The organism is Bosea sp. 29B (assembly GCF_902506165.1).
GTDB lineage: Bacteria > Pseudomonadota > Alphaproteobacteria > Rhizobiales > Beijerinckiaceae > Allobosea.
Genome location: NZ_LR733817.1, coordinates 2,356,487 through 2,380,573, shown reverse-complemented (window position 1 = coordinate 2,380,573; position 24,087 = coordinate 2,356,487). Strand labels below are relative to the sequence as shown.

The following is a 24,087-nucleotide window of genomic DNA, read 5'->3' as shown; positions in this document are numbered from 1 at the left end:
CGGCCTAGCCGAGCGAGCGGCGCGGCTGCTCCGGCGCCAACGGCCAGGGATTGTCCGGGCGCTGCGGCAAGCGCAGGCGGCTGCCGCCCTTGAGCGAAGCCAGCGGCTGGATCGCGTCCATATGGCCGCCAAGCGCCTCGTAATCGGTCAGGCTCATGGTGAATTCGAGCGGCGCGACCAGCGCCGGCGTCGGCACATAGCCGAAGGCGTTCTCGGGCAGGCGGGTGACGTCGACCATGAAGGTGATGCCGCCGCCCGGCCAGATATAGACCGGCGCGCCGCCGCAGGTGACATAGGTCAGCGCATCCTTGACCGAGCGGGTCAGGCGGACCGGATTCTCGGTGACGCCGGCACGCAGCGAGCCGCCGGCGCCGCCGATGAACAGCACGGTCGAGAGCGCCGGCTCGCAATTCTCGGCGATGCGCTCGACCGGTTCGACCAGCGGCTGCGGCATCTGCGTCTCGACGGGCTGAAGGTTCTCGTCGAGCTCGTAATAGGCGGCGTGCTCGCCGGTGGTCGAGACCATCAGCAGACGCAGGCCGGGATAGGCGACCTTGGGATCGAACGGACCGAGAATGGTCAGCGGATCGCTGATATTGGTGCCGCCCCAGCCGGTGCCGGGCTGCGCCACCTGGAAATAGCGGCCGGGCGTCGAGCGACGGCCCTTCATCTTGATGCCGGTGCCGGCCATGCCGAGCAGCTTGCCGGCCTGATGCTCGGAGAGCACGCCGGTGATGTGGTCGTCGACGACGACGACCTCGTCGACCTTGCCATGCCATTGCTTGGCGAAGATGCCGATCGTCGCCGAGCCGCAGCCGACGCGCATCCGGCTCTCCTGGATGCCGTTGACGATCGGCGGCTTGCCGGCCTGCACGATGACAGTCTCGCCCTCGTCGATGGTGAGCTCGACCGCCTTGCCGTTGCTGAGCTGGAGCAGCGCGTCGCAGGTGACGCGGCCCTCCTTCTTCGAGCCGCCGGTGAGGTGGTGGACGCCGCCGAGCGAAAGCATCTGCGAGCCGTATTCGCCGGTGGTGACGTGGCCGATCGCCTCACCCTCGACGCGCACCGTCGCCTGTTCCGGGCCGAGGAAGCGGTCGGTGTCGATCTTCACCTTGACGCCGCAATAGCTGAAGATGCCCTCGGTCACGACGGTGACCATGTCGACGCCGTCAACCTGCGAGGAGACGATGAACGGGGCCGGCTTGTAGTCGGGATAGGTTGTGCCGGCGCCGATCGCGGTGATGAAGGTACCCTGCTGGTGCACGATCTCGCCGTCCCACTCGCGCGATCCGGCGAAGGGAACGATTTCGCCGCCATGCTCCAGCGTGCGCTCGAGCACGATATGCGGCTCCATCCGCACCAGCTCGCCGTCGACATTGCCGTAGCGGTCGCAGGCGCCGACGGCGCCCGGCTTGATGAAGCACATCACCGGGCAGGCATCGCAGCGGATCTTGTCGTCCGCGACCGGGCTCGCTTCGTCCAGCGCCATGCTTGATCCTCCCGCAGAGCGGGTCTTAAGGATTTTGTTTGTGTACAAACGATACTGGCGCGCCTCTTAGACCAAGTCAAGACAGCGGCGAGGCGTGAGACAGCGCCCACTCTACGCCCGATTCCGGGATTGGCCCACGACCTCAGCCGCCTGGGCCGCGCTCGCGCTGATTCGTCGGCAAAGAGGAGGTACGGCCGCCCAATCTTGCATACAAGATTATTTGTGGCGCCATCAGGCAGGATTTCTACCCGGCGGAGATGACCTCTGGATGACGTGATTGCTGGTTGCACGCACGGCATCAATGGCGCATTGACAGCCAAATTTTCCCGCTGCTATTGTTTGCATACAAACATGTTTGGAGCGGCATCGCCGCGGGAGAGAGGGCCCTGCCATGTATGACGTCTTCGCCACGGACCGCCTGATCGACCACTGGCTTGTCGAGGATATCGGCGCCTGCGACCTCACCGTCCAGGTGATGATCGAGCCGAATGAGACCGGCAAGTTCCACATGAACGCCCGCGAGCCGATGATCGTCGCCGGCGTCGAGGTCGCGGCCCGCGTGTTCAAGCGCTACGACCCCGAGCTCAAGGTGACCCTGCGCGTCAAGGACGGCGACAAGGTCGAGAAGGGCGCGATCCTGGTCGAGATCGAGGGCTCTGCCCGCAGCGTGCTCACTGCCGAGCGCACCGCGCTCAACATCGCCCAGCGCCTTTCCGGCATCGCCAACGAGACCGCCCGCTACGCCGCCGCCATGGCCGGCAGCAAGGCGCGCCTGATCGACACCCGCAAGACCACGCCCGGCTTGCGCATGATGGAGAAGCACGCCGTGACCTGCGGCGGCGGCCTCAACCACCGCCTCGGCCTCGACAATGGCGTGATGATCAAAGACAACCACATCGCCGTCTGCGGCAGCATCACCGCCGCCGTCGAACGCGCCCGCAAGAAGCTGCCGGTGCTGACCAAGCTCGAGGTCGAGTGCGATCGGCTGGAGCAGGTCGAAGAGGCCGCCAAGGCCGGCGCCGACGTGATCATGCTCGACAACATGTCGGTCGCCGACATGACCAAGGCGGTCGAACTGATCGCCGGCCGCGCCAAGGTCGAGGCCTCCGGCGGCATCAACATCGACACGATCGGCCCGATCTCCAGGACCGGTGTCGACTACATCTCGACCAGCAAGATCACCCAGTCGGCGCCGGCGGTGGATATCGGCCTCGACGAAGCCTGAGCAAAGATGCGGCCCGGTACCTTCTTCCTGATCGTCGGCCCGAGCGGGGCCGGCAAGGACTCGCTGATCGACGGCGCCCGCGCCCTGCTGGAGCCGACCGGTCGCTATGTCTTCGCGCGCCGTGTCGTCACCCGCCCGGCCGGATCGCCGGGGGAGGACCATGAGGCGGCGACGGACGAGGCCTTCGACGCACGCGAGGCCAAGGGCGATTTCCTGATCACCTGGGGCGCCCACGGCCTGCGCTACGGCTTGCCGGCCGAGCTGAAACGCCTGGTCGAGGCCGGTCGCAACGTCATCGCCAATGGCTCGCGTGCCACGATCGCGGCGCTCGCTGGCCGCCTGCCGCGTTTCGTCGTGGTCGAGGTGACGGCGCCGCCCGAAGTGCTCGCAGCCCGCATCGCCGGGCGCGGACGCGAGAGCGGCGAGGCGATCGAGAAGCGATTGTCGCGCACGGTCGAGCCGCGCCCGGAAGGCATCCGGGCGGCGACGATCTGCAACGACCAGAGCGTCGAGATCGGCATCGAGCGCTTCATCGCCGCGGTCGAGGCCGCGGCCAACACGATGCGCCTGCGCCGGCTGCCGCTCTTCGCGGGACGGGCGCACTGCGCCTACCTCCCGGCCAAGGGCGAGATCGTCAACGGCTTCGACTATCTCGGACCAGGCCGGGTGGAGATTTCGGGAGCCACAGCCAGCACCCGCTCGGATGTGCAGGTGATCGACCTGCCCTCGCTGCTCGCCGGCGACGAGATCGGCCTGTCGGCCGAGGCTTTCGACGAGCTCGGCCTGCCAGAAGGCAGCGAGGTCACGCTCCGGCGTACGCCCTCGCCCGAGAGCCGGGCAGCGCTGACCCGCAAGATCCAGGGTGGCGAGCTCACCGAAGAGCAATACCACACGCTGATCCGCGACATCGTCGAAGCCCGCTATCCCGATGGCGAGGTCGCGGCCTTCCTGGTCGCGGCAACGCAGAAGCTCACGGACGACGAGGTCGTCGCGCTGGCGCGGGTGCGCAGCCGCTTCGCCCAGACAATCACCTGGCCGGACAGGATTGTCGTCGACAAGCATTCGATGGGCGGCATTCCCGGCAGCCGGATCACGCTGATCGTTGTGCCGATCGTCGCGGCGCATGGCGCCTTCCTGATGCCCAAGACCTCGTCGCGCGCCATCACCTCGGCGGCGGGCACGGCAGACGCGATGGAGGCGCTCGCCCGCGTCGAGCTCAACCCGGCCGAGTTGCGCGCCTGCGTGGAGAAGGCGCGCGGCTGCATCGCCTGGAACGGGCGACTCAACCATTCCGTCGTCGACGACGTGATGAACGCGATCACGCGGCCGCTCGGCATCGATTCGAACCGCTGGTCGGTCGCCTCGATCCTGTCGAAGAAGCTCACGGCCGGCTCGACCCATGTCATCGTCGACCTGCCCTATGGCCCGCGCGCCAAGCTGAAGAGCGAAGCGGAAGCCGCCGAGCTGGCGCAGTTGTTCGAGACGGTCGGCGCCGGGCTCGGCCTCGTCGTCAACGCCTTTCCGACCGATGGGAGCCGCCCGATCGGGCGCGGCATCGGCCCTGCACTCGAATGCCGCGATGTCGGCTGGGTGCTCGACAACGACCCGCAGGCGCCGGCCGACCTGGTCGAGAAGGCGCTGTTCTTCGCCAGCCGCATCCTCGCCTGGGATCCGGCGCTCGGCTCGGCCGCGGCCGGGCGAGAGCGGGCTGAAGGATTGCTGCGCTCCGGCGCGGCGCGCGCCGCCTTCGAGCGGATCATCGATGCGCAGGGGCGGCGCGAGCCGCCGGTGGCGCCAGGGCTGCTGGTCCATACCGTACGCTCGCCCACCGCCGGCACGGTCACGGAGATCGACGGCTGGGCGGTCGCCGGTATTGCAAGGCGCGCCGGAGCGCCCTTCGACAAGGCGGCGGGCATCGATTTGCGCCGCCATGTCGGCGATGCAGTTGCCGTGGGCGATCCGCTTTTCGCGATCCACGCCAGCGCCTCGAGCGATCTCGATGAAGCGAAGGCGATGGCTGAGAGTTGCGACTGCTACGTGATCGGCTAGCCGCGTCGCGAAAATCGAAACGCGAGTCATCCCGGTCAAGCCGCGCAGCGGCGCAGAGCCGGGATCCATGCCTGAACTTTATCGGAAAGGCTCAGGCATGGATCCCGGGTCTCCCTTCGGTCGCCCGGGATGACCAGCGTTTGTGTGGATTGACCTGAAGAGGTTCAGCGCAGCTGCTTCAGCAAGGCGATCAGCGTCGCCCGCTGGTTGGTCGCGAGCGGGGCGAGCGTGACCTTGGTCACCGTCTCCGCCTTGGGCAGCAATTCGCGGGTATAGTCGACGCCGGCCGGGCTGAGCTCGACGATGAGCCGGCGGCCATCCTCCGGGTCGGGCTTGGTCTGGACCAGCTTGCGCTTGAGAAGACGGTCGACCACGCCCTTGATCGTGGCAGCGTCCATCGCGGTCTGGCGTCCGAGCAGGTTCTGCGAGGAGCCGCCATCCTGATAGAGCCGCGCCAGCACTGCCCATTGCGTCGGCGTCAGGTCGCTGCCCATGATCTCGTTGAAGATCGAGACATGGCGCTGCGCCGCCTGGCGCATTATGAAGCCGACCTGCTCGGCGAGATCATAGCTCTCGTCGGCGGGTTCGGGCGTCTCGGCCGCACTGCTCGGTCGCGCCATCGCTGATCCTCGTTCGTATACGAACGATATTTCTAGAGCATGTCCGGCAAAAGTGGGAACCACTTTTGCGATCAGGACCTGTTCCAGCCAAGCAGCTCCTCAGACTGTCGTCCAGCGCCCATCGCGGAAACTCCTCGCTGCCGCCTCGACCGTGCGCTCGATGCGCAGGCCGGCCTCGAAGTCGAGGAGATGCGCGGGCTCGCCGGCGATGGCGCGCAGCAATTCGCGGCATTCGATGATCTTGAGCTCGTTGAAGCCGAGGCCATGGCCGGGCGCCGGAATGAAGCGGCCATAGGGCTCGTGCGCCGGGGCGGTGAGGATGCGGCGGAAGCCCTGGACGTCAGCTTTCCCCTCGGCGGTGTAAAGCTCGATCTCGTTCATCCGCTCCTGATCATAGGCGATCGTACCCTTCGCGCCGAAGACCTGCAGCGCGATCCGGCCTTTGCGGCCCCAGGCCGAACGGTTGAGCGCGACGAGCCCGGACGCGCCGGACGACAGGCGCAACAGCAGCGTGGCGATATCGTGGGTCTCGACCGCACGCTGGCCGCCGGCGGCGAGCGGCCGCTCGGCATAAGGCTTTGCCATATCGGCCATGACGGACTCGACCTCGCCGATCAGCACCTTGATCAGCGAGAAGGCATGGACGCCGAAATCGTCGAGCGCGCCATGGCCCGACGCTGCCTCGCTCTTCCAGGAGAACAGCGCGCCGGCATCGGCCATGAAATCCTCGTCCATCTCGATGCGGACATGGTTGACCGGCCCGATCGCACCATCGGCGATCAGGCGCTGCGCCAGCCGGATCGCCGGGTTCTGAATGTAGTTGTAGCCGAGGGCGGCAACCGTGCCGGCCGCCTTCGCCGCTGCCAGCATCGCCTCGGCATCGGCGAGGCTGGTCGCCATCGGCTTCTCGCACCAGACATGCTTGCCGGCTTTCAACGCCGCGATCGCCATCTCAGCATGGAAGGTGTTCGGCGTGGTGATCGAGACGACGTCGACATCGGGATGGGCGATGAGCGCCTTCCAGTCGGCGGTCGACTCACTGAAGCCGAACTCGCCCGCCCGCTGGGCTGCCAGCACTTCGTCGACCTCGCAGAGCACCGCGAGCTTGGGTCGCGACACGTCGCCGAAGACCGGCGCGACCGCATTCCAGGCCAGGGCATGGCACTTGCCCATATAGCCGGTGCCGATCAGGCCGACGCCGAGCGCGCGCATGAGCAATCTCCGTAGCGAAGAGGAAGGAAGGACCGGATGATCGCCAGCCGTCAGACAGTGCCGCCGAGCTCCTCGGAGACCGCCTGCAACTCCTTGCCGCCGGCCATCAGGTTCTGCAGCTCGTCCATGGCGATCCCGGACTTGGCGTAGGTGCCGAGCGTCTTGCCGCGGTTGAGCACGGTGAAGCGGTCGCCAACGGCATAGGCGTGGCGGACGTTGTGGGTGATGAAGATCACGCCCAGCCCCTTGGCGCGCACGAGGTTGATGTATTTCAGCACCATCGAGGTCTGGGCGACGCCGAGCGCCGAGGTCGGCTCGTCCAGGATCAGCACCTTGGCGCCGAAATAGACGGCGCGGGCGATGGCGACGCATTGGCGCTCGCCACCCGAGAGCGTGCCGACCGCCTGGTGCGGGTCACGGATATCGATGCCGATCCTGTGCATCTCGTCACGCGTCACCGCATGGGCGAGATCGAAATCGATCCATTTCAGCGGGCCAAAGCCGCGGATAGGCTCGCGCCCCATGAAGAAGTTCCGCGTGATCGACATCAGCGGGATCATCGCCAGATCCTGGTAGACGGTGGCGATGCCGGCATCGAGCGCGTCGCGCGGGCTGGAGAAGGCGACCGGCCGGCCCTCGACCAGGAACTCGCCCGAGCTCGGCTTATGACAGCCCGAGAGCGTCTTGATCAGCGTCGACTTGCCGGCGCCGTTGTCGCCGAGCAGGCAGAGCACCTCGCCGGCGGAGACCTTGAGCGAGACGCCCGAGAGCGCGATCACCGAGCCGAAATGCTTGACGATGTCGCGGACTTCGATGAGGGGCGTCTGTTCCGGAGCTGTCGTCATGGTCAGCGCTCCCCTGTCGCCTTGCGGCGGATGAAGTTGTTGAACAGCACGGCGAGCAGCAGCATCCCGCCGAGGAAGACCTGGAACCAGTCGCTGTCGAAGCTGGTGTAGGTCAGGCCGATCGAGACCATGCCGAAGATGATCGCGCCGAAGAAGGCGCCGATCGCCGAGCCGTAGCCGCCGGTGAGCAGGCAGCCGCCGATCACCGCGGCGATGATCGCCTCGAACTCCTTCTGGAAGCCGCGGCGGGCATCGGTCGAGCCGGCGTCGAGCACGGTCAGGATGGCGACGAGCGTGGCGGCGCAGGCGGTCAGCACGAACAGGGTCGTCTTGACCATGTTCACCGGCACGCCGGAATTGCGAGCCGCATTGGGATCGCCGCCGGCAGCGAAGATCCAGTTGCCGAAGCGGGTGCGCAGCAGGACATAGGTCGCGAGCGCCGCGATGGCGAGGAACCAGAGGACCCCGACGGGGACGCCGGTCACGGTCGGTGTGCCGTTCGGGAACTTGGCGATCCAGTTGGCCTGCGCCAGCCAGGCGAACAGCCCCTCCAGCGCCTGGCCGGAGAACAGCTCGCGCACGATGCCTGCGCCCGCCTTGTCACCGATCCCGCGCAACTGGGTCGAGCCACCGGTCGCCCATTTCAGCCCGACCAGCGAGAGCCCGCGCAGGATGAAGAGGAAGGCGAGCGTGACGATGAAGGAGGGCAGCCGGGTGCGGATGACGATCTGCCCGTTCACCGCGCCCATCAACCCGGCAAAGACGAAGGTCGCGACGATCGCCGCCAGCAGCGGCAGGTCGCCGACGACGATCAGCGCGCCGAAGACGAGGCCGGAAAAGGCGATCATCGAGCCGATCGAGAGGTCGAACTCGCCGCCAATCATCAGCAGCGCCGCCGCGATGGCGAGGATGCCGAGCTGCGATGCCGGCGAGAGCACGGTCATCAACCCGGCGAGCGTGAACATGGCCGGGTTGGCGGTCAGGCCGAAGAAGAGGGTGACCAGGACGAGGCCGGCGACCGCGCCAAGCTCAGGCCGGCGCATCAATCGGGCGATCAGCGAGACGCGGCGCAAGCGCTCGTCGCGGGCCTCTGCGGCCGGGTCGGTGGAACGGGGCGGGCCCGCGGCGAGATCGGCGGTCGATGTGGCCATGGCGCGCCTCGTTGGTTTCTGAACCGTCCGGGAAGGACAGGCGGCGCCGGACGGACCGGCGCCGCCTTGCGCTTCAGCGGATGCCCTTGGCCGAGAGGTCGACGACCTGGGCCGCCTTCTCCTTGGTGACGAGGTTGGGACCGGAGGGGACATTGCCGCCGGGGACGAGGCCGTATTCGGCGTTCAGCGCCAGGAAGGCGACCGGCAGGTAGCCCTGCAGGAACTGCTGCTGGTCGATGCCGAAGGCGGCTTCGCCCGCCGCGATCGCCTTGAGGAAGTTGGCCGAGAGATCGAAGGTGGCGACGCGGACGCTGGCGATCTTGCCGGCTTCCTTGACGCCCGCCAGGGTCGGCTCGCCGCCGAGCGAGGCGCTCAGCGCCATCACCGTATCGACGCTGGCGTCGGAGAGCGCCGCCTTGACCTTGGAGCGGATCTCGGAGGGATCGTTCGAGACCGGCAGCACCGTGACCTTGCCCTTGAAGCCCTCGGCGAAGCCCTTGCAGCGCAGGTCGAGCGCGACATTACCGACCTCGTGGTTGACGCAGACGCCGACCTTGCCGCCCATGCTGGCGAGCTTCTCGCCGGCGGCCTTGCCGGCGTCGAACTCGTCCTGGCCGACATGCAAGAGGGCGCCGAGCTTCTTCGAGACATCGGAGCCGGAATTCATCGAGATCACCGGGATGCCGGCGGCGACCGCCTTCTGGATCGACGGGCCGAGCGCCGAGGCGTCGGGGATCGAGACGACGAGGCCGGCCGGCTTCTGGTTCACCGCGGCGTCGATCAATTGGCTCATCGCCACCATGTCGAAGGTCTCGGGTGCGCGATAATCGACGGCGACCTTAAGATCGGCCGCCGCCTTGGCGACGCCGTTCTTGACCACCGACCAGAACGGGTCCGCGGCCTGGCCATGGCTGACGACGATGATCCTGGTCTGCTGCGCGATGCTCGGCGTCGCTCCTGCGACCGCGATGGCGGCGGCAGCAATCATCCCTGCGAGAAAACGCTTCATCTCATCCTCCCTTGCGGGGATGTCCCCCGCTTTCGTTATCGGTCCGATCGGGCGCGATCGGCCGGTTTTCGGGCGATTTGGCGGGCCGCGAAGCGTCGCGGACAGCCTGGGATGGCGAAGATGGGAGGGCGCGCCAGGCGCGACCGCCGACTCTGCGCTTCATTCAAAACGAAACAAAAAAACCGTTTTCAATATTCAATGGAACAATCATTCCATCGCTCATGCGCAGCTGTCAAGCGCCTTCTGCGCCGATGACATACCGGAGCGTGTGCCTGCCCGCTCCACCCGGACCGGAGAAACCCATCACCAATATCGATTTGCCAGGAGTGGGCCGGCGCCTCGATTGTTGGCACTTGAAGCGGCGCGCTCAGCGCCCGGGATCGGGGGAATTTCATGGGCCTGCCAGCGACCGCGCGCATCGATATCGGGCGCTTCTGGACGACGATCGAGCGCTCGGCCGAGATCGGGGTCGGCCGGCCGGGCGGACTGTCGCGGCTGGCGCTCGGCGATGCCGACCGGGAGGTGCGCGACGTCTTCATCGCCTGGTGCCGGGAGGCGGGCCTCGCCGTCCGCATCGACGGCATCGGCAACATCTTCGCGCGCCGGGCCGGTGAGGACGACAGCCTGCCGCCGGTGGTGATGGGCAGCCATCTCGACACGCAGGTGAATGGCGGGCGCTTCGACGGCATCGCCGGCGTTCTCGGCGGACTGGAGGTCTGCCGGACGCTCGACCAGCTCGGCCATCGCACGAAGCGGCCGATCGAGGTCGTCAACTGGACCAATGAGGAGGGCGGGCGCTTCTCGCCGCCCATGGTCGGCTCGGGCTGCTTCACCGGCGCCTATACGCTCGACTGGGCGCTGGGCCGGCGCGACGACGACGGCCGAACGATCGGCGAGGAGCTCGACCGGATCGGCTATCGCGGTGAGATGGAGGCGGCGCCCCACCCCTTCGACGCCTATGTCGAGTTCCATATCGAGCAAGGGCCGATCCTCGACCGCGAGGGCATGCAGGTCGGCGTCGTGACCGGCGGCTATGCCAGCACCGGGATGCTGGTCGAATTCACAGGCGAGACCGCCCATACCGGCCCCTGGCCGATGGAGCGGCGCAAGAACGCGCTGATCGCCGGCGCGCGCCTCCTGGTCGCGGTCGACGATCTCGGCTGGGAGCATGCCGGCAGCGGCGGCAAGGCGACGGCCTCCAGGCTGGTGGCCTGGCCGAACAAGCCGGGCATCCTCTCCGACTGGGCGCAGGCGACCTGCGATGTCCGCCATGCCGACCCGGAAACCGCAGCCGTGATGGCCGAGCGCGTGCGCCGCGCGGTGTACGAAGCGGCGGCGCGGGCCGATTGCACCGCCGAGATCCTCGATATCTGGAATTGGGGCGGCAAGGTCTTCGCCGACGAATTGATCGAGCAGGTCCGGGCGACCTCGCAAGCCCTCGGCTACCGCACGCGCGATATCCTGAGCCAGGCCGGCCACGATGCCTATTTCGTCGCCCGCCACGCCCCGACGACGATGATCTTTTCGCCCTGCAAGGGCGGCATCACCCACAACAACCAGGAACTCTGCACGCCGGATGATCTCGAGCCCGGCCTCAACGTGCTGCTGCACACGGTGGTGGCGCGAGCCGATCGCTGAATCAGCGGTTGCTCCCCGAGGCGACCATCCATCACCGGTGGAAGCACGGCTGACCCGCATCACCGGAAGGTGAGCCAGCCTTGACCCTGCGGCCGCCCGTTCATAGCTTTGACGGTGAATAGCGGCGTTGTTGCCGCAAGCGAATCGAAAGGCGATGAGCCATGGCGACGATCAAAGTGACCGATGCGAGCTTCGAGGCCGACGTGCTGAAGTCGAGCGAGCCGGTGGTGGTGGATTTCTGGGCCGAGTGGTGCGGCCCCTGCCGGATGATCGGCCCGGCGCTCGAGGAGATCGCCGGCGAGCTCGACGGCAAGGTCAAGATCGTCAAGATGAACGTCGACGAGAACCAGCAGATTCCGGCTCAGTTCGGCATCCGCTCGATTCCGACGCTGATGCTGTTCAAGGACGGCAAGCTGGCCTCGCAGAAGGTCGGCGCCGCTCCCAAGAGCGACCTGTCGCGCTGGATCTCGGCTGCGGTCTGATCCTTCGGGAAGCCCGTGACATTAAGGAAGGCCCGCCCTCATCGAGGGCGGGCCTTCCTCGTTTCAGCCTATCGTCCTTGTCACTTCGCGCGGTTGTCGAGCGCGAAGGAGCCGGGGCCGGCGAAGAACAGATAGAAGAAGATGAAGCAGAACAGTAGCGCCGGCTCGCCGCCGTTCAGGAGCGGATAGAAGCCCTTCGGCGCGTGCCCGATCCAATAGGCGAAAGCCATCAGCCCCGAAAGGATGAAGGCGACCGGCCGGCTCAGGAGGCCGATGGCGAGCAGGGCGCCGCCGACGACTTCGAGGATGGCGGCATACCAGGTCAGTGCGAAGGCGGCCGGCATGCCCCAGGATGGCGGTTGCGGAAAGCCGAACAGCTTCTGGGTGCCGTGCGTCAGCAAGGTCAGCGCCGTGACGATGCGCAGCAATGCGAGCGCATGGGGCGCGTAGCGATTCAAGGAGTTGAGAGCCTGCATGGGCGGGTTGCCTTCCGTCCGGTTTCAAATTGGACTAATTTGCTAAGTGATTGGGTTTGCTGGCGAAGAAGTCTTCCTCACCGCCTCGCGCTTGTCCCCATGCAAAGAAGATCGATCAAGTCACGTTTTCGTTTGCAGTGCAGCAAAATCACCGAGCGGCAAATCCGCAACAGCGGCGGCTTCGTTCACCATTGCGGAAACTTCGCCGAAATCGGGCTTAACCACCCCTTAAAAGCGCCATGTTTGAATCCTGTCTGGAAAATGCCGAGCTGCGGATCGCAGCACGGTGGTGGGGCCTGAACGGGGCGGGATGAACGATCGGTCGAAACGAGGCGGTGAGCGGCGCGAGCCGTCCTTCGAGCGTGCGCGCGACGATTACGAGCGCGACGACGGCGATCTGCGCCTGTCGGCCGAGGACCGCCCCTATCGCGGAGGAAAGAATTCGGTGGCACCGCGCCAGCAACCGCGCCGCCCGCAGAACGAGCGCAGCAAGGGCGGCCGCAAACCGCGCCGCAAGCGCGGCTCCTTCCTTGGCCGCATCTTCTATTGGGGCGTCGTCATGGGGCTCTGGGCGGTGCTCGCCGTCGGTGGCGTCGTCGCCTATCACGCCGCGCAATTGCCGCCGATCGACCAGCTCACCGTGCCGAAGCGGCCGCCGAACATCGCGATCCTCGCGGCCGATGGCACGCTGCTCGCCAATCGCGGCGAGACCGGCGGGCGCACCATCACGATCGGAGAAGTCCCGCCCTATCTGCCGAAGGCCTTCGTCGCGATCGAGGACCGGCGCTTCTACGACCATTTCGGCATCGACCCGATCGGGCTCGGCCGCGCCATCGTCAACAACCTGACCAAGCGCGGCGGCGTCCAGGGCGGCTCGACCCTGACCCAGCAGCTCGCCAAGAACCTGTTCCTGACCCAGGAACGCACGGCGGCGCGCAAGATCCAGGAAGCGATCCTCTCGCTCTGGCTGGAGCGGACCTACACCAAGGACCAGATCCTCGAGCTCTATCTCAACCGCGTCTATTTCGGCTCGGGCGCCTATGGCGTCGAGGCGGCGGCGCAGCGCTATTTCAACAAGTCGGCGCGTTCGGTCTCGGTTGCCGAAGCCGCGATGCTCGCCGGCCTCGTCCAGGCACCCTCACGCCTCGCGCCAAACCGCAACCCGGAAGCCGCCGAGAAGCGCGCCCAGCTGGTGATTTCGGCGATGGCCGAGCAGGGGCTGATCTCGCAGGCCTCAGCCAAGACCGCGCTCGGCGCGCCGGCCGAGGTGCCAGAGCGCGTCGGCGCCGGCTCGGTCAACTACGCCGCCGACTATGTCATGGACGTACTCGACGACTTCATCGGCGCGATCGAAGGTGACGTCACCGTGCTGACCACGGTCGACACCAAGCTGCAGAGCTCTGCCGAGACGATCCTGGTCGAGGCGCTTTCGGCGCAGGGCGCCAAGCTCAACGCCTCGCAGGGCGCGGTGGTCTCGCTGGCGCCGGACGGGGCGATCCGCGCCCTGATCGGCGGGCGCGACTACACCAAGAGCCAGTTCAACCGCGCCACAGCCGCCCATCGCCAGCCGGGCTCGTCCTTCAAGCCCTTCGTCTACCTCACCGCGCTCGAGAAGGGCATGACGCCGGATACGATCCGCGACGATTCCCCGGTCTCGATCAAGGGCTGGGAGCCGGAGAACTACTCGCGCACCTTCCGCGGCCCGGTGACGCTGCAGACCGCCTTCGCCCATTCGCTGAACACGGTCGTGGCGCGCCTGATCCAGGAGGTGACGCCGCGCGAGGTCGTGCGCACGGCCCAGCGCCTCGGCATCAACTCGTCCCTGCAGGCCAATCCGTCGCTGTCGCTCGGCACCTCGGAGGTGACGCCGCTGGAGATGACCGCCGCCTATGCCAGCTTCGCCAATGGCGGCCAGTCGGTGCTTCCCTATGTGATCCGTGAGGTCAAATCGACCAGCGGCAAGGTCGTCTACGCTCGCAAAGCCAATAATTTCGGCCCGGTGATCCAGCCGCAGACGCTCTCGATGATGAATTCGATGTTCCACGCGGTGATGACGGGCGGCACCGGCAGCAAGGTCAACATTCCCGGCTGGGAAGTCGGCGGCAAGTCGGGCACGACGCAGGATTATCGCGACGCCTGGTTCGTCGGCTTCACTGGCCGCCTCGTCACGGCCGTCTGGGTCGGCAATGACGACAACTCGACGATGAAGCGCGTCACCGGCGCCGGCCTGCCGGCCGAGATCTGGGGCAAGTACATGAAGACGGCCCATGCCGGCCAGCAACCGATACAGCTGCCGGGCGGGCTCTGGCAGTCGGCGCCGAAGTCGATCTTCGATGGCGGCGAGCCGGTCGCTGGCGTCGCGCCCTCGCCGCGGACGCAGCCTGCCGCTTCGAGCGATCGTGCCTGGACGCCGCCGGCTCCGCAGGAGAAGAACTTCCTCGAGCGCCTGTTCGGCGGCTGACGCCTTACGTCCCGCGCGGCTTGGCCCGCGTCGTCGGCGCGGCCGCTGCGGGATCGTCCGGCCAGGGATGGCGCGGATAGCGACCTTTCATCTCGCTCTTCACTGCAGCCCAGGAGCCGCGCCAGAAGCCCGGCAGGTCGCGGGTGATCTGGATCGGCCGGTGTCCGGGTGAGAGCAGCTCCAGCACCAGCGGAACCCGCCCGCCGGCGAGCGAAGGATGCTGTGCCAGCCCATAGAGCTCCTGCACCCGGACCGAGATCGTCGGCCCGGCCTCGGCGCCATAGTCGACCGCGAGCTGCGAGCCGGTCGGCGCGGCAAAATGCGTCGGCGCCTCGGCGTCGAGCCGCCGCTTCAGCTCCCAGGGCAGGAGGGTCGACAGCGCGGCATCGAGATCGCCCGGGGTGATCGCGGACAGCGAGCTCCGACCGACGATATGGGGCGCGAGCCAGTCCGCGGCCGGCCCGGCGAGGCCGGCATAGGACAGATCAGGCCAGCCGGCATCCTCTCCTTCCGCCGCGCGCAAAAAAACGACGCGCTCGCGCAATTGCGCCTGCGCCTTGCTCCAGGGCAGCGTCTCGATGCCGATGGTGGCGATACCCTTTGCCAGCACCTCGGCATTCTCCGGCGAGGCTTCGACCGGCAAGGGCCGCTCGGCCAGCACCAACGAACCGTATTTGCGGGCGGCTCGGGCCCGCAACGCCCGCGCCTGCCGGTCGAACACCGTCTCGTTGCGCTCCGACAATCCGATCCGGATCAAGCCGGAGGCGGCGAGCGCGGCGATCTCGGCCTCGCTGATCGCGACGGCGCTGAGGATGCGGGCCTGCTGCGCCGAGCCGGTCATCTCGCCGACGACGAGATAAGGCTCGCGCGCCAGCCTCTTGCCGGGTTCGAGCGCCGCACCCCGGCCATTGGCGAGCAGATATTGCCCGGAGCCGGGCTGGCGTGCCTTGGCGACGCGGTCGGGGAAGGCGAGACCGAGCAGGAAACCGGGCGAGAGCGGCTGCTCTGCGCCCGCCGTCACCTTGCCCGCCGCCTGCCTGGCCCAGCCCTCGGCGAGGCGGCGCATATCGGCGGCGCGGCCGCCACGCTCGCGGCCGAAGCGCTCCAGCCGCTCGCTGAGGTCGATCGCATCGCCGCCTAGCCCGCGCTCGACCAGAAGGGCCGCCAGCAAGGCGGCCGGTTCGGCCTGACGATGATGCGCGGCACCGACGACCATATGCGCCAACCTCGGTGGCAGCGGCAGGCTCTGCAGCGCCTTGCCGTCATCGGTGATGCGTCCGTCCGGATCCAACGCGTCGAGGTCGTTGAGGAGCGTCCGCGCTTCCTTCAGCGCCGGCGCCGGCGGCGGATCGAGGAAGGAAAGCGTGGTCGGATCGGAGACGCCCCAGGCGGCGCAGTCGAGCAGGAGCGGCGCGAGATCGGCCGAGAGGACTTCGGGGCGAGCGAAGGCTTCGAGCGCGCCGTTGCCCGCCTCCTCCCAGAGCCGGTAGCAGATGCCGGGCTCGGTGCGGCCGGCGCGGCCGCGGCGCTGGTCGCAGGCTGCCCGGCTGGCGCGCTGGGTGACGAGGCGGGTGACGCCGATATCGGGCTCATAGAGCGGCACGCGGGCGAGGCCGGAATCGATCACGACCCGCACGCCCTCGATCGTCAGCGAGGTCTCGGCGATCGATGTCGCGAGCACGACCTTGCGTCTGCCCTTCGGCGCCGGCAGTACGGCCCGGTCCTGCTCGGACTGGTCGAGTGCGCCATAGAGCGGTGCGATCTCGATAGCGGGATCGCGGATTTTCTCGCGCAGCCGCTCCTCGACGCGCCGGATCTCACCCTGGCCGGGCAGGAAGACGAGCAGCGAACCGCTCTGCTCGTTCAGCGCCTGCAGCACGGCCTCGGTGACCTGATCCTCGATCCGCTTCAGCGGGTCGCGGCCGAGATAGCGCGTCTCGACCGGATAGGCGCGGCCTTCGCTCTCGACCACCGCGGCATCGCCGAGCAGTTTGGCGACCCGCGCGCCGTCCAGCGTCGCCGACATCACAAGGATACGCAGGTCCTCGCGCAAACCGGTCTGCGCATCGAGCGCCAGCGCCAGCCCGAAATCGGCGTCGAGCGAGCGCTCGTGGAATTCGTCGAACAGCACGGCCGCGATGCCGTCGAGCGCCGGATCGTCGAGGATCATCCGGGCGAAGACGCCTTCGGTGACAACCTCGATCCGCGTCTTCGGGCCGATCTTCGAGCCGAGCCGGACGCGCAGACCGACCGTCTCGCCGACGCGCTCGCCAAGCGTCTGCGCCATGCGATTGGCCGCGCCGCGCGCCGCCAGCCGCCGCGGCTCCAGCACAATCAGCTTGCCGCCTTTGCTGCCCTCTTGCGCCCAGGGCTCGTCGAGCAGCGCGAGCGGCACGCGCGTCGTCTTGCCGGCGCCGGGCGGGGCGACGAGCACGGCGTTCGGCTTCTCGCGCAGCGAAGCGGCGAGAGCGCCGAGAACCGCGTCGATCGGGAGGGCTGTGTCGAAGGCGCGCATGCGCCTGCGATGTGGCGCAGGCGGAGCGGCTGCGCAAGCCGACTCAGGCTGCCTGCCGCAATCCGACCTCGAACGGCGTCATGCTGACCGCGCCGGCCTTCACCGAGACCAGCGTGTTGCAGGGTAGCGCCTGCCAGCAGTCGCGGGCGGCATCGACCGGCTCGGAGGCGATCACCACAGCGTCGCCGCGATCGCAAAGATAGAGCGTCGGCGGCTTCGGATCGGACGACCAGCGTACGGCATGGATCGTCTCGCCATCGGCGAGCGCGGCGGCGCAGCGCAATGGCTCGCGCACGCCGGCCTCCTGCATCAGCGCGAGCGCATCGCCGAGCGCGCCCGCCAAGGCATCGCCGGGCGCCGCACCTTCGGCAATGCGGGCCAGTGCCAGCAGGAACAGCGCCTCGGAATCGGTCGTACCGACACGCGCGCCGTAGAGCCCATCGGGGATCAGGCTCTCGAGCCTGCGCCTGATCAGGGCGTAGCCGCCGATCTGGCCATTATGCATGAACAGATGCCGGCCATGGACGAAGGGGTGGCAGTTCGCCCGCGTCGTCGCCGTGCCGGTCGCGGCACGCACATGGGCGAAGAACAGATGCGAGCGCACCAGCCGTGCGATCGAGAGCAGGTTCTCATCCGACCAGGCCGGCCTGATCTCGCGATACTGGCCGGGCTCGGCCCGCTCGCCATACCAGCCGACGCCGAAGCCGTCGCCATTGGTGCCGGTCTTGGCCTCCTCGGCATGCAGCGACTGGTGGATCAGCGAATGGCAGGGCGAGGCGATGAAGTCCTCGAGGAAGACCGGGGCGCCGGCATAGGCGAGGAAACGGCACATGGTGGTCCCGAATCAGGTGCGGGCGGGACGCCGCAGGAGAAGATTATTCCACGAGAATGAACGCCGGCATAATGAATCATCTCCATGCCAGGTTCAAAGCCTGACTTAAGATCAAGCGCCAAAGACGAGCGCGACCTACAAGGGTCAAGAACCCATACTCGAAATCGCGCGCGCCGATGTTGGCCTGCGACCGCGCCACTCGAGAGTGCGACGATAATGGCTCTATCGCAGCGTGTTCCTTGTCGGACAAATAGCTTGTTCGGCACTCGCGCGATCGGCTGGCCAGCGGTCGCGAAGACTGCATTGATGGAGCTTCCAGCATGGGCTCGGATCGCAAACCGCAGGTCCTTCGGACGCCGCCGCCATCGGAAAGTGTCGTTGCGAGCTGGTATGAGAAAGCCAATTTGCTCGATAGCTACAGCATCGACTTGAGCGCATCGGAGCAGGCGAGCATACGCGAGCTGGCGACGCGGGCGCTCGTCAATCCACCCGCTTGGCAAAAGGCATTGATCGCGCTGCGCGACGCCATGGTTACACCCTTTGGCATCAAGACCTCCGATACGGTCAGGACGTCCCAGGACAGCCTTGATCGGGTGGATTTCTTTCCGGTGCACTGGGAGGGCAAGGACGAGATCGTGCTCGGTACGGACGACCGGCACCTCGACTTCCGGCTGTCGCTGCTTCGGCGTCATTCTCCGACAGGCGCGTCGCTCATCGCGACAACCGTCGTGCGGACCCATAATGCTTTGGGCTTCACCTATCTCAACCTGATCAGGCCTTTTCATCATCTTGTGGTCAGAGCCAACCTGGCACGCTGCGCCTGAACACGATTGCAGCAGAGCTGCTGGCCTCTCGGGCTCGCCCGTCAGGCAGGCACGCGACCCGCCGATTGCGAGCCGTCTAGCCTTGATATAACCGTCGCAGCGATGGGGTGACGACGACGTCCCGCGGCAAGCGGGCGGGGGAAGGGCCGTTTCTGATGCTGACGAAGCTTGCCGGCGCGGCGCTCCTGTTCGCCCTTTTTCCTGAAGCTGCCTTCGCTGCCGGCGATATCGGCGGCGCCACCATGGGCGTCGCCTGGGCCCTGCCCTTCGCCGGCATGCTGCTCTCGATCGCGCTCGGGCCCGTGCTGTTCCCGCATCTCTGGGAGTTGAACTACGGCAAGTTTGCTGCCTTCTGGGCTGTGCTTGTGGTGGTGCCGCTCGTCCTGTTCCGCGGCGTCGACCCGGCGCTCGGCGCAATCCTGCACACTGCGCTGCTCGACTACATCCCCTTCATCATCCTGCTCTTTGCGCTGTTCACCATCGCCGGCGGCATCCTGATTACCGGCAACCTGCACGGCACACCGGCGACCAACACAGCCCTGCTCGCGATCGGCACGCTGCTGGCGAGCTTCGTCGGCACCACCGGCGCCTCGATCATCATGATCCGTCCGGTGCTGCGAGCGAACGACGACCGGCGCTTCAACGTCCATGTCGTCGTCTTCTTCATCTTCCTGGTCTCCAATATCGGGGGATCATTGACGCCGCTCGGCGACCCGCCGCTCTTCCTCGGCTTCCTGCGCGGCGTCTCCTTCTTCTGGACGACGACGCATCTGCTGCCGGAGACCGTGTTCGCGGTCGTCGTCCTGCTCGCTCTGTTCTACGCGCTCGACAGCTGGTTCTTCCGCAAGGAGGAGAATTTCCCGCCGCTGCGCGACCCGACGCCGGACCGCGCCATCAAGCTGTTCGGCAAAATCAACATCCTGCTTCTCGGCGGCGTCATCCTCGCCATCCTGATGTCGGCGAGCTGGAAGCCGGGCGTCGCCTTCACCATCCACGGCGTCGCCGTCGAATGGCAGAATCTGGCGCGCGACCTCATCCTGCTGGTGCTGGCAGGCCTCTCGCTGGCATTGACACCGAAGCCGGTGCGGGCCGGTAACGAATTCAGCTGGGGACCGATCAAGGAGGTCGCCAAGCTCTTTGCCGGCATCTTCGCCTGCATCATCCCGGTGCTGGCGATGCTGCAGGCAGGCCGCAACGGCGCCTTCGCGCCGCTCGTCGCCCTCGTCAGCAATGCCGATGGCAGCGCCAACAACACCGCCTATTTCTGGCTGACCGGCGCGCTTTCTTCGTTCCTCGACAACGCTCCGACCTATCTCGTCTTCTTCGAGCTCGCCGGCGGCGATCCCAAGGTGCTGATGACGACCGGGGCGCTGACGCTGACCGCGATCTCGGCCGGCGCGGTCTTCATGGGCGCCAACTCCTATATCGGCAACGCCCCCAACTTCATGGTCTATGCCATCGCCAAGGACCGGAAGGTCGCGATGCCGAGCTTCTTCGGCTACATGCTCTGGTCGGGCGCGATCCTGATCCCGCTCTTCGTGCTGCAGACGCTGATCTTCTTCCGCTAGAAGACGCTCTGATCGAGCACCACGCCTGATCAACCGCTCGAGGACGGGTTCCTCAGCGCGCCTGCCAGGCGCTTCTGCCAGCGGGCCGCCTCGTCGGTGTCTGCGAAGTTCGTCATCTCCAACCGACGCCTCTCGCCGGGCAATGCGAGGCCGAGCACCGGATAGGGGCCGTCCTCAGCCTCGCGCATCTCGAGGGAGGGCTCACCTAACGCGGCGAACGCATATTCGGCGCGGCCGCGGGCAAGCGGTCCGCGGGTCGAGACCACCAGCACACGCTTGGCAAGGCCGAACTCCAGCGTCCTCACGCTGCCGAGGGCGGCGGCCAAGGCGAACACGCCGAACGTCAGCAGCGCGAGCCCGATGAAAACCGTCAGGACGAAGGACAGGCTCCATTGCGGCACTGCGATGGAGATCATGGCGGCCGGGCCGAGCACCGCCAGGACAGCGCCGAGCAGGCCAATGAAGATCCGGGCTCCAAGGGAGAGATGCTCGCGATAGACGATGACGCCGGCAGCTTCCGAAATCGCCATTCGTCCGTTCCCGTGCCCGATGTCGTCGGCCGAGATTAGCGAGTGCGGAGCGCCGCCGGCAATCGCCACTCGCTTTCGCCTCGCATTTCCGCTCGTGGCAGGCCGGCCTGATTGCGATCGCCTCGACAGTTTCACCCGGCCGGCCTAAACCCGCCTCGCCAAAGGATAACCGCCCTACCATGCCCCTGCGCCCCGACACGCTGGCGATGACCGCCGTCCTCGCCATGCTGACGGCGCTCGGCCCGCTCTCGACCGATTTCTATCTGCCCTCGCTCCCCGAGATCGCGCGGGTGATGGGCACGGATTTCGCCGGTGCGCAGGCGACGCTCTCGGCCTTCCTGTTCGGCTATGCCGCCGGCCAGATCATCTGGGGGCCGCTCTCGGACCGGCTCGGCCGCCGGCCGGTGCTGATGATCGGCCTCGGCCTCTTCATCGCCACCACGCTCGCCTGCGCCTTCGCACCCTCGATCGAGGCACTGATCGGCGCCCGCTTCGCCCAGGCGGTCGGGGCCTCCGGTCCGATCGTGCTCGGCCGCGCCATGGTCCGCGATCTCTACGAGGGACCCAGGGCCGGCCGCGAGCTCGCCCGGATGGGCATGATCATGGGCCTCGTCCCGGCGATCGCTCCCGTGCTCGGCGGCTTGCTGCAGAACGCCTTCGGCTGGCGCTCGACCTTCCTGGCCTCGCTCGTCTTCGCACTCACCATGCTCGCCATCATCGTGACGATCATGCCGGAGACGCTGCGCCGGCGCTCGCCCGACGGCCTGTCGCTACCGGCGATCTTCCGCGGTTACAGGCTGCTGCTGGGCAACCCGGCCTACCGGGTCTATGTCGCCCTGACCTCGCTGGCCTATGCCGGCCTCTTCGCCTTCATCTCCGGCTCGTCCTATGTGCTGATGGGAGTCTACGGACTGACGGCGCCCGCCTATGGCCTGTCCTTCGGCTGCGCCGTGCTCGGCTTCATCCTGGGCACGATCATCGCGCAGCGCCTGGTCGGCCGCCGCGGCCTCGACGGCGTGATCGGGCTCGGCGTCGTCTGCCTCGCCGCCGGCGGGCTCGCGATGCTGGCCGGCGTCGCCACCGGCTTCGGCGGGCCGTTCGGGGTCGTCGCGCCGATGGCGCTCTATGCCTGCGGCGTCGGCCTCGTCATGCCGCAGGCGCAGGCATCGGCGATGATGCCATTCCCGGACCGGGCCGGCGCGGCCTCCTCGCTGACCGGCCTCTGCCAGATGCTGCTCGCAGCCTGCGTCGGCCTGCTCGTCGGCCATCTGCTCAAGGGCAGCGCGCTGCCGATGCCTGCCGTGATGTCGGTGATCGGGGTGGCGACGCTGATCGTCTTCCGCGCCAGTGCCGCGACCCGCAAGGGCAAGACCTGAGCGTCAGTTCCCCATCCGGTCGCGCCATTGCCGCTCGCCCTGCATGCAGGAGATGCGCGGCGGCTTGGCCTGCGCCTTCTGGATCAGCGCGTCGGGCCCCGAGGCCGGCAGCTCGGCGATCTCGCGCACCAGCTTGGTCCGCGTCGCATCGACGAACTGGTGGCGCTCGCGAATCGGGATGACGAAGGCGCCGACGCCGGTGACGACGCAGTCCTCGTAGTAGACGTCGAGATTGTCGATGTCGAAATAGCTCGCCTGCTTCAGCATCACCGGCAGGCCGTTGATGGAGATGCCCTTGTCGCGCGCGGCGTCGCGGGCCGCGGTCACGGGGCGCCCGTCATTGTTGGCGCCGTCGCCGGAGATGTCGATGACGCGGCGCAGCGGCGTGACATTGCTCTTCTCGAGCAGGGATACGGCGAGATCGATCGCGCCGGAGATCGAGGTGCGCCGGCCGCGCCGGGTCGGCGCCTCGCCGAGCTCCTCGGCGAAGGCGATCGCCGATTGCGGGGTCTCGATGACCGTCCAGGGCCTGACGATGTGCTGGAAGTCGCCGCCCGCCCATTCGAAATAGGTGACGGCGATCTTGCCGATCGCCCCCTTCGCGATGGCCTCGTGCAACAACTTCGAGCGAAAGGCCTCGATATAGCCGTTGCGCTGCAGAGCGAGTTCGTCGAGGTCCATGGAATAGGAGACGTCGACTGCCAGGACGAGAGCGACATCGACCTCCTCGGGCGGCGTGCTCGCCTGCTGCGCATCGGGCGCCGATGCGGGCCAGGCTCCGGCGGCGGCGAGACAAAAGAGACCGAACAGCCAACGCCGCATCGAAACCTCCGTCATCTGTCGTCGAAGCGTGACGCCGAAAGAAGGACGGGTTTCGGGCGAAGGCAGGCTTCAAACGAATGTCGTCGAAGTCTGCGCTTGGTTTCGATTCGCGCAAAGCACGAAAACGCGAGTGCAAGCCGGAAAAATGAGCATCGGCCTGCACAAACCGACACCCTGAAAGGATTATCCGCGCCGGCGATCCTCGACGATGGCGAGCGCCGCCTGGAAGGCCTCCTCGACGCCGAGCGCCGAGGTGTCGAGCTGCACCGCATCCTCCGCCGCCTTCAGCGGCGCGTCGCCCCGGCCTGAATCCCTGGCATCGCGCCGGCGGATATCAGCCAGGATGCCGTCGAGCGTAGCGGCCTCGCCCCGCCCCGCCAGTTCCTTGTGCCGGCGCGCGGCACGGACCTCGGGGGTCGCGGTGACGAAGAGCTTCACCGTCGCCTCAGGGCAGATCACCGTGCCGATATCGCGCCCGTCGAGCACGGCCCCGGAAGCGGCCGCGGCAAAGCGGCGCTGCCGGTCGATCAGCGCATGCCGGACAGCGGGGATCGCCGCCACCACCGAGGCGGCCTCGCCGATCTCGCGGCCACGCAGCCGCGATTCGTCGATCGTCGCATCGTCGAAGCCCAGGGCGCTCGCCGCTGCGGCCTGCGCATCGTCGAGCGGCTCGCCGGCATCGAGCATGGTGCGGGCGACCATGCGGTAGAGCAGGCCGGTGTCGAGATAGGGCAGGCCGTAATGAGTGGCGAGCCGGCGCGCCAAGGTGCCCTTGCCGGAGGCTGCCGGCCCATCGACGGCGATGACCAGCCGGTCGGCCTGCTGGATCGGAGAGGCGGAGGGCTGGGTCGCGGGCACGATTCCTATCTTTCGTCAGTGCTCTAATGAAGGCAGAGTTCTAAAGCACGGGGCGCGCCGATGCGAAGCGGTTTTGCGCCGGGCTTCACCGGCTTGCGCCGCAGC

20 protein-coding genes are annotated in these 24,087 nt (G+C 67.4%); 8 read left to right on the top strand and 12 right to left on the bottom strand.

What is annotated here, in order from left to right:
* Window positions 1–4 precede the first annotated feature (4 nt).
* The gene (locus GV161_RS11630) at window positions 5–1,489 is read right to left on the bottom strand and encodes a 6-hydroxynicotinate reductase (protein ID WP_152016119.1); all 1,485 of its coding nucleotides are present in this window, start codon (window positions 1,487–1,489) and stop codon (window positions 5–7) included.
* A gap of 391 nt (window positions 1,490–1,880) precedes the next feature.
* On the opposite strand from GV161_RS11630, the gene nadC reads away from it, so the two are divergent.
* Both nadC and phnN read left to right on the top strand, forming a co-directional pair.
* Window positions 1,881–2,714 (top strand): carboxylating nicotinate-nucleotide diphosphorylase, encoded by an 834-nt coding sequence (gene nadC, locus GV161_RS11625; protein WP_152016120.1) that lies wholly within the window; start codon window positions 1,881–1,883, stop codon window positions 2,712–2,714.
* A 6-nt stretch (window positions 2,715–2,720) separates the two neighbouring features.
* Window positions 2,721–4,763 carry a phosphonate metabolism protein/1,5-bisphosphokinase (PRPP-forming) PhnN gene (gene phnN / locus GV161_RS11620; protein WP_152016121.1) on the top strand — a complete coding sequence of 681 codons (2,043 nt, stop codon included), beginning with the start codon at window positions 2,721–2,723 and terminating at the stop codon, window positions 4,761–4,763.
* Between the two features lie 164 nt (window positions 4,764–4,927).
* Here phnN and GV161_RS11615 read toward each other — a convergent pair whose 3' ends face one another.
* From GV161_RS11615 to GV161_RS11595, 5 genes are all read right to left on the bottom strand, one after another.
* The gene (locus GV161_RS11615) at window positions 4,928–5,383 is read right to left on the bottom strand and encodes a MarR family transcriptional regulator (protein WP_152016122.1); all 456 of its coding nucleotides are present in this window, start codon (window positions 5,381–5,383) and stop codon (window positions 4,928–4,930) included.
* A gap of 99 nt (window positions 5,384–5,482) precedes the next feature.
* Window positions 5,483–6,595 carry a Gfo/Idh/MocA family oxidoreductase gene (locus tag GV161_RS11610; protein WP_152016123.1) on the bottom strand — a complete coding sequence of 371 codons (1,113 nt, stop codon included), beginning with the start codon at window positions 6,593–6,595 and terminating at the stop codon, window positions 5,483–5,485.
* A 50-nt stretch (window positions 6,596–6,645) separates the two neighbouring features.
* A complete protein-coding gene (locus GV161_RS11605) occupies window positions 6,646–7,440 on the bottom strand; it encodes an ATP-binding cassette domain-containing protein (protein WP_152016124.1) in 795 nt (264 codons plus the stop codon).
* Window positions 7,441–7,442: 2 nt separating this feature from the next.
* Entirely contained in the window at window positions 7,443–8,591 is a 1,149-nt protein-coding gene (locus GV161_RS11600; RefSeq protein ID WP_152016125.1) for an ABC transporter permease, read from the bottom strand.
* A 73-nt stretch (window positions 8,592–8,664) separates the two neighbouring features.
* The gene (locus tag GV161_RS11595) at window positions 8,665–9,579 is read right to left on the bottom strand and encodes a sugar ABC transporter substrate-binding protein (protein WP_244624210.1); all 915 of its coding nucleotides are present in this window, start codon (window positions 9,577–9,579) and stop codon (window positions 8,665–8,667) included.
* Between the two features lie 414 nt (window positions 9,580–9,993).
* On the opposite strand from GV161_RS11595, the gene GV161_RS11590 reads away from it, so the two are divergent.
* The gene (locus GV161_RS11590; protein ID WP_152016127.1) at window positions 9,994–11,238 is read left to right on the top strand and encodes a Zn-dependent hydrolase; all 1,245 of its coding nucleotides are present in this window, start codon (window positions 9,994–9,996) and stop codon (window positions 11,236–11,238) included.
* A gap of 161 nt (window positions 11,239–11,399) precedes the next feature.
* Window positions 11,400–11,720 carry a thioredoxin gene (trxA, locus tag GV161_RS11585; RefSeq protein ID WP_126114465.1) on the top strand — a complete coding sequence of 107 codons (321 nt, stop codon included), beginning with the start codon at window positions 11,400–11,402 and terminating at the stop codon, window positions 11,718–11,720.
* A gap of 80 nt (window positions 11,721–11,800) precedes the next feature.
* Here the strand turns inward: trxA and GV161_RS11580 are convergent, their stop codons facing one another.
* A complete protein-coding gene (locus tag GV161_RS11580; protein ID WP_152016128.1) occupies window positions 11,801–12,196 on the bottom strand; it encodes a DoxX family protein in 396 nt (131 codons plus the stop codon).
* Between the two features lie 310 nt (window positions 12,197–12,506).
* Here GV161_RS11580 and GV161_RS11575 point away from each other — a divergent pair, with 310 nt between their 5' ends.
* A complete protein-coding gene (locus tag GV161_RS11575) occupies window positions 12,507–14,657 on the top strand; it encodes a penicillin-binding protein 1A (protein WP_152016129.1) in 2,151 nt (716 codons plus the stop codon).
* Window positions 14,658–14,661: 4 nt separating this feature from the next.
* Here GV161_RS11575 and hrpB read toward each other — a convergent pair whose 3' ends face one another.
* Both hrpB and GV161_RS11565 read right to left on the bottom strand, forming a co-directional pair.
* Window positions 14,662–17,172, bottom strand: coding sequence for an ATP-dependent helicase HrpB (hrpB, locus tag GV161_RS11570; protein ID WP_152016130.1), 2,511 nt, complete (start codon window positions 17,170–17,172; stop codon window positions 14,662–14,664).
* Window positions 17,173–17,215: 43 nt separating this feature from the next.
* Window positions 17,216–18,004 (bottom strand): class II glutamine amidotransferase, encoded by a 789-nt coding sequence (locus tag GV161_RS11565; protein ID WP_152016131.1) that lies wholly within the window; start codon window positions 18,002–18,004, stop codon window positions 17,216–17,218.
* Between the two features lie 320 nt (window positions 18,005–18,324).
* Here GV161_RS11565 and GV161_RS11560 point away from each other — a divergent pair, with 320 nt between their 5' ends.
* A complete protein-coding gene (locus tag GV161_RS11560) occupies window positions 18,325–18,828 on the top strand; it encodes a DUF2867 domain-containing protein (protein ID WP_152016132.1) in 504 nt (167 codons plus the stop codon).
* A 155-nt stretch (window positions 18,829–18,983) separates the two neighbouring features.
* Window positions 18,984–20,396: a sodium:proton antiporter gene (locus tag GV161_RS11555; protein ID WP_152016133.1), complete on the top strand. Its 1,413-nt coding sequence runs from the start codon at window positions 18,984–18,986 to the stop codon at window positions 20,394–20,396.
* Window positions 20,397–20,425: 29 nt separating this feature from the next.
* On the opposite strand, the gene GV161_RS11550 is transcribed toward GV161_RS11555, so the two are convergent.
* Window positions 20,426–20,926, bottom strand: coding sequence for a hypothetical protein (locus tag GV161_RS11550; protein ID WP_152016134.1), 501 nt, complete (start codon window positions 20,924–20,926; stop codon window positions 20,426–20,428).
* A gap of 179 nt (window positions 20,927–21,105) precedes the next feature.
* Here GV161_RS11550 and GV161_RS11545 point away from each other — a divergent pair, with 179 nt between their 5' ends.
* Window positions 21,106–22,302, top strand: coding sequence for a multidrug effflux MFS transporter (locus GV161_RS11545; RefSeq protein ID WP_152016135.1), 1,197 nt, complete (start codon window positions 21,106–21,108; stop codon window positions 22,300–22,302).
* Window positions 22,303–22,305: 3 nt separating this feature from the next.
* On the opposite strand, the gene GV161_RS11540 is transcribed toward GV161_RS11545, so the two are convergent.
* Both GV161_RS11540 and cmk read right to left on the bottom strand, forming a co-directional pair.
* Window positions 22,306–23,124 (bottom strand): DUF1194 domain-containing protein, encoded by an 819-nt coding sequence (locus GV161_RS11540; protein WP_152016136.1) that lies wholly within the window; start codon window positions 23,122–23,124, stop codon window positions 22,306–22,308.
* Window positions 23,125–23,307: 183 nt separating this feature from the next.
* A complete protein-coding gene (gene cmk / locus GV161_RS11535; RefSeq protein WP_152016266.1) occupies window positions 23,308–23,934 on the bottom strand; it encodes a (d)CMP kinase in 627 nt (208 codons plus the stop codon).
* Window positions 23,935–24,087 lie beyond the last annotated feature (153 nt).

Coding starts and splice junctions, on each gene's coding strand:
- GV161_RS11630 (WP_152016119.1), bottom strand. CDS start 1,489: ATGGCGCTGGACGAAGCGAGCCCGGTCGCGGACGACAAGATCCGCTGC.
- nadC (WP_152016120.1), top strand. CDS start 1,881: ATGTATGACGTCTTCGCCACGGACCGCCTGATCGACCACTGGCTTGTC.
- phnN (WP_152016121.1), top strand. CDS start 2,721: ATGCGGCCCGGTACCTTCTTCCTGATCGTCGGCCCGAGCGGGGCCGGC.
- GV161_RS11615 (WP_152016122.1), bottom strand. CDS start 5,383: ATGGCGCGACCGAGCAGTGCGGCCGAGACGCCCGAACCCGCCGACGAG.
- GV161_RS11610 (WP_152016123.1), bottom strand. CDS start 6,595: ATGCGCGCGCTCGGCGTCGGCCTGATCGGCACCGGCTATATGGGCAAG.
- GV161_RS11605 (WP_152016124.1), bottom strand. CDS start 7,440: ATGACGACAGCTCCGGAACAGACGCCCCTCATCGAAGTCCGCGACATC.
- GV161_RS11600 (WP_152016125.1), bottom strand. CDS start 8,591: ATGGCCACATCGACCGCCGATCTCGCCGCGGGCCCGCCCCGTTCCACC.
- GV161_RS11595 (WP_244624210.1), bottom strand. CDS start 9,579: ATGATTGCTGCCGCCGCCATCGCGGTCGCAGGAGCGACGCCGAGCATC.
- GV161_RS11590 (WP_152016127.1), top strand. CDS start 9,994: ATGGGCCTGCCAGCGACCGCGCGCATCGATATCGGGCGCTTCTGGACG.
- trxA (WP_126114465.1), top strand. CDS start 11,400: ATGGCGACGATCAAAGTGACCGATGCGAGCTTCGAGGCCGACGTGCTG.
- GV161_RS11580 (WP_152016128.1), bottom strand. CDS start 12,196: ATGCAGGCTCTCAACTCCTTGAATCGCTACGCGCCCCATGCGCTCGCA.
- GV161_RS11575 (WP_152016129.1), top strand. CDS start 12,507: ATGAACGATCGGTCGAAACGAGGCGGTGAGCGGCGCGAGCCGTCCTTC.
- hrpB (WP_152016130.1), bottom strand. CDS start 17,172: ATGCGCGCCTTCGACACAGCCCTCCCGATCGACGCGGTTCTCGGCGCT.
- GV161_RS11565 (WP_152016131.1), bottom strand. CDS start 18,004: ATGTGCCGTTTCCTCGCCTATGCCGGCGCCCCGGTCTTCCTCGAGGAC.
- GV161_RS11560 (WP_152016132.1), top strand. CDS start 18,325: ATGGGCTCGGATCGCAAACCGCAGGTCCTTCGGACGCCGCCGCCATCG.
- GV161_RS11555 (WP_152016133.1), top strand. CDS start 18,984: ATGCTGACGAAGCTTGCCGGCGCGGCGCTCCTGTTCGCCCTTTTTCCT.
- GV161_RS11550 (WP_152016134.1), bottom strand. CDS start 20,926: ATGGCGATTTCGGAAGCTGCCGGCGTCATCGTCTATCGCGAGCATCTC.
- GV161_RS11545 (WP_152016135.1), top strand. CDS start 21,106: ATGCCCCTGCGCCCCGACACGCTGGCGATGACCGCCGTCCTCGCCATG.
- GV161_RS11540 (WP_152016136.1), bottom strand. CDS start 23,124: ATGCGGCGTTGGCTGTTCGGTCTCTTTTGTCTCGCCGCCGCCGGAGCC.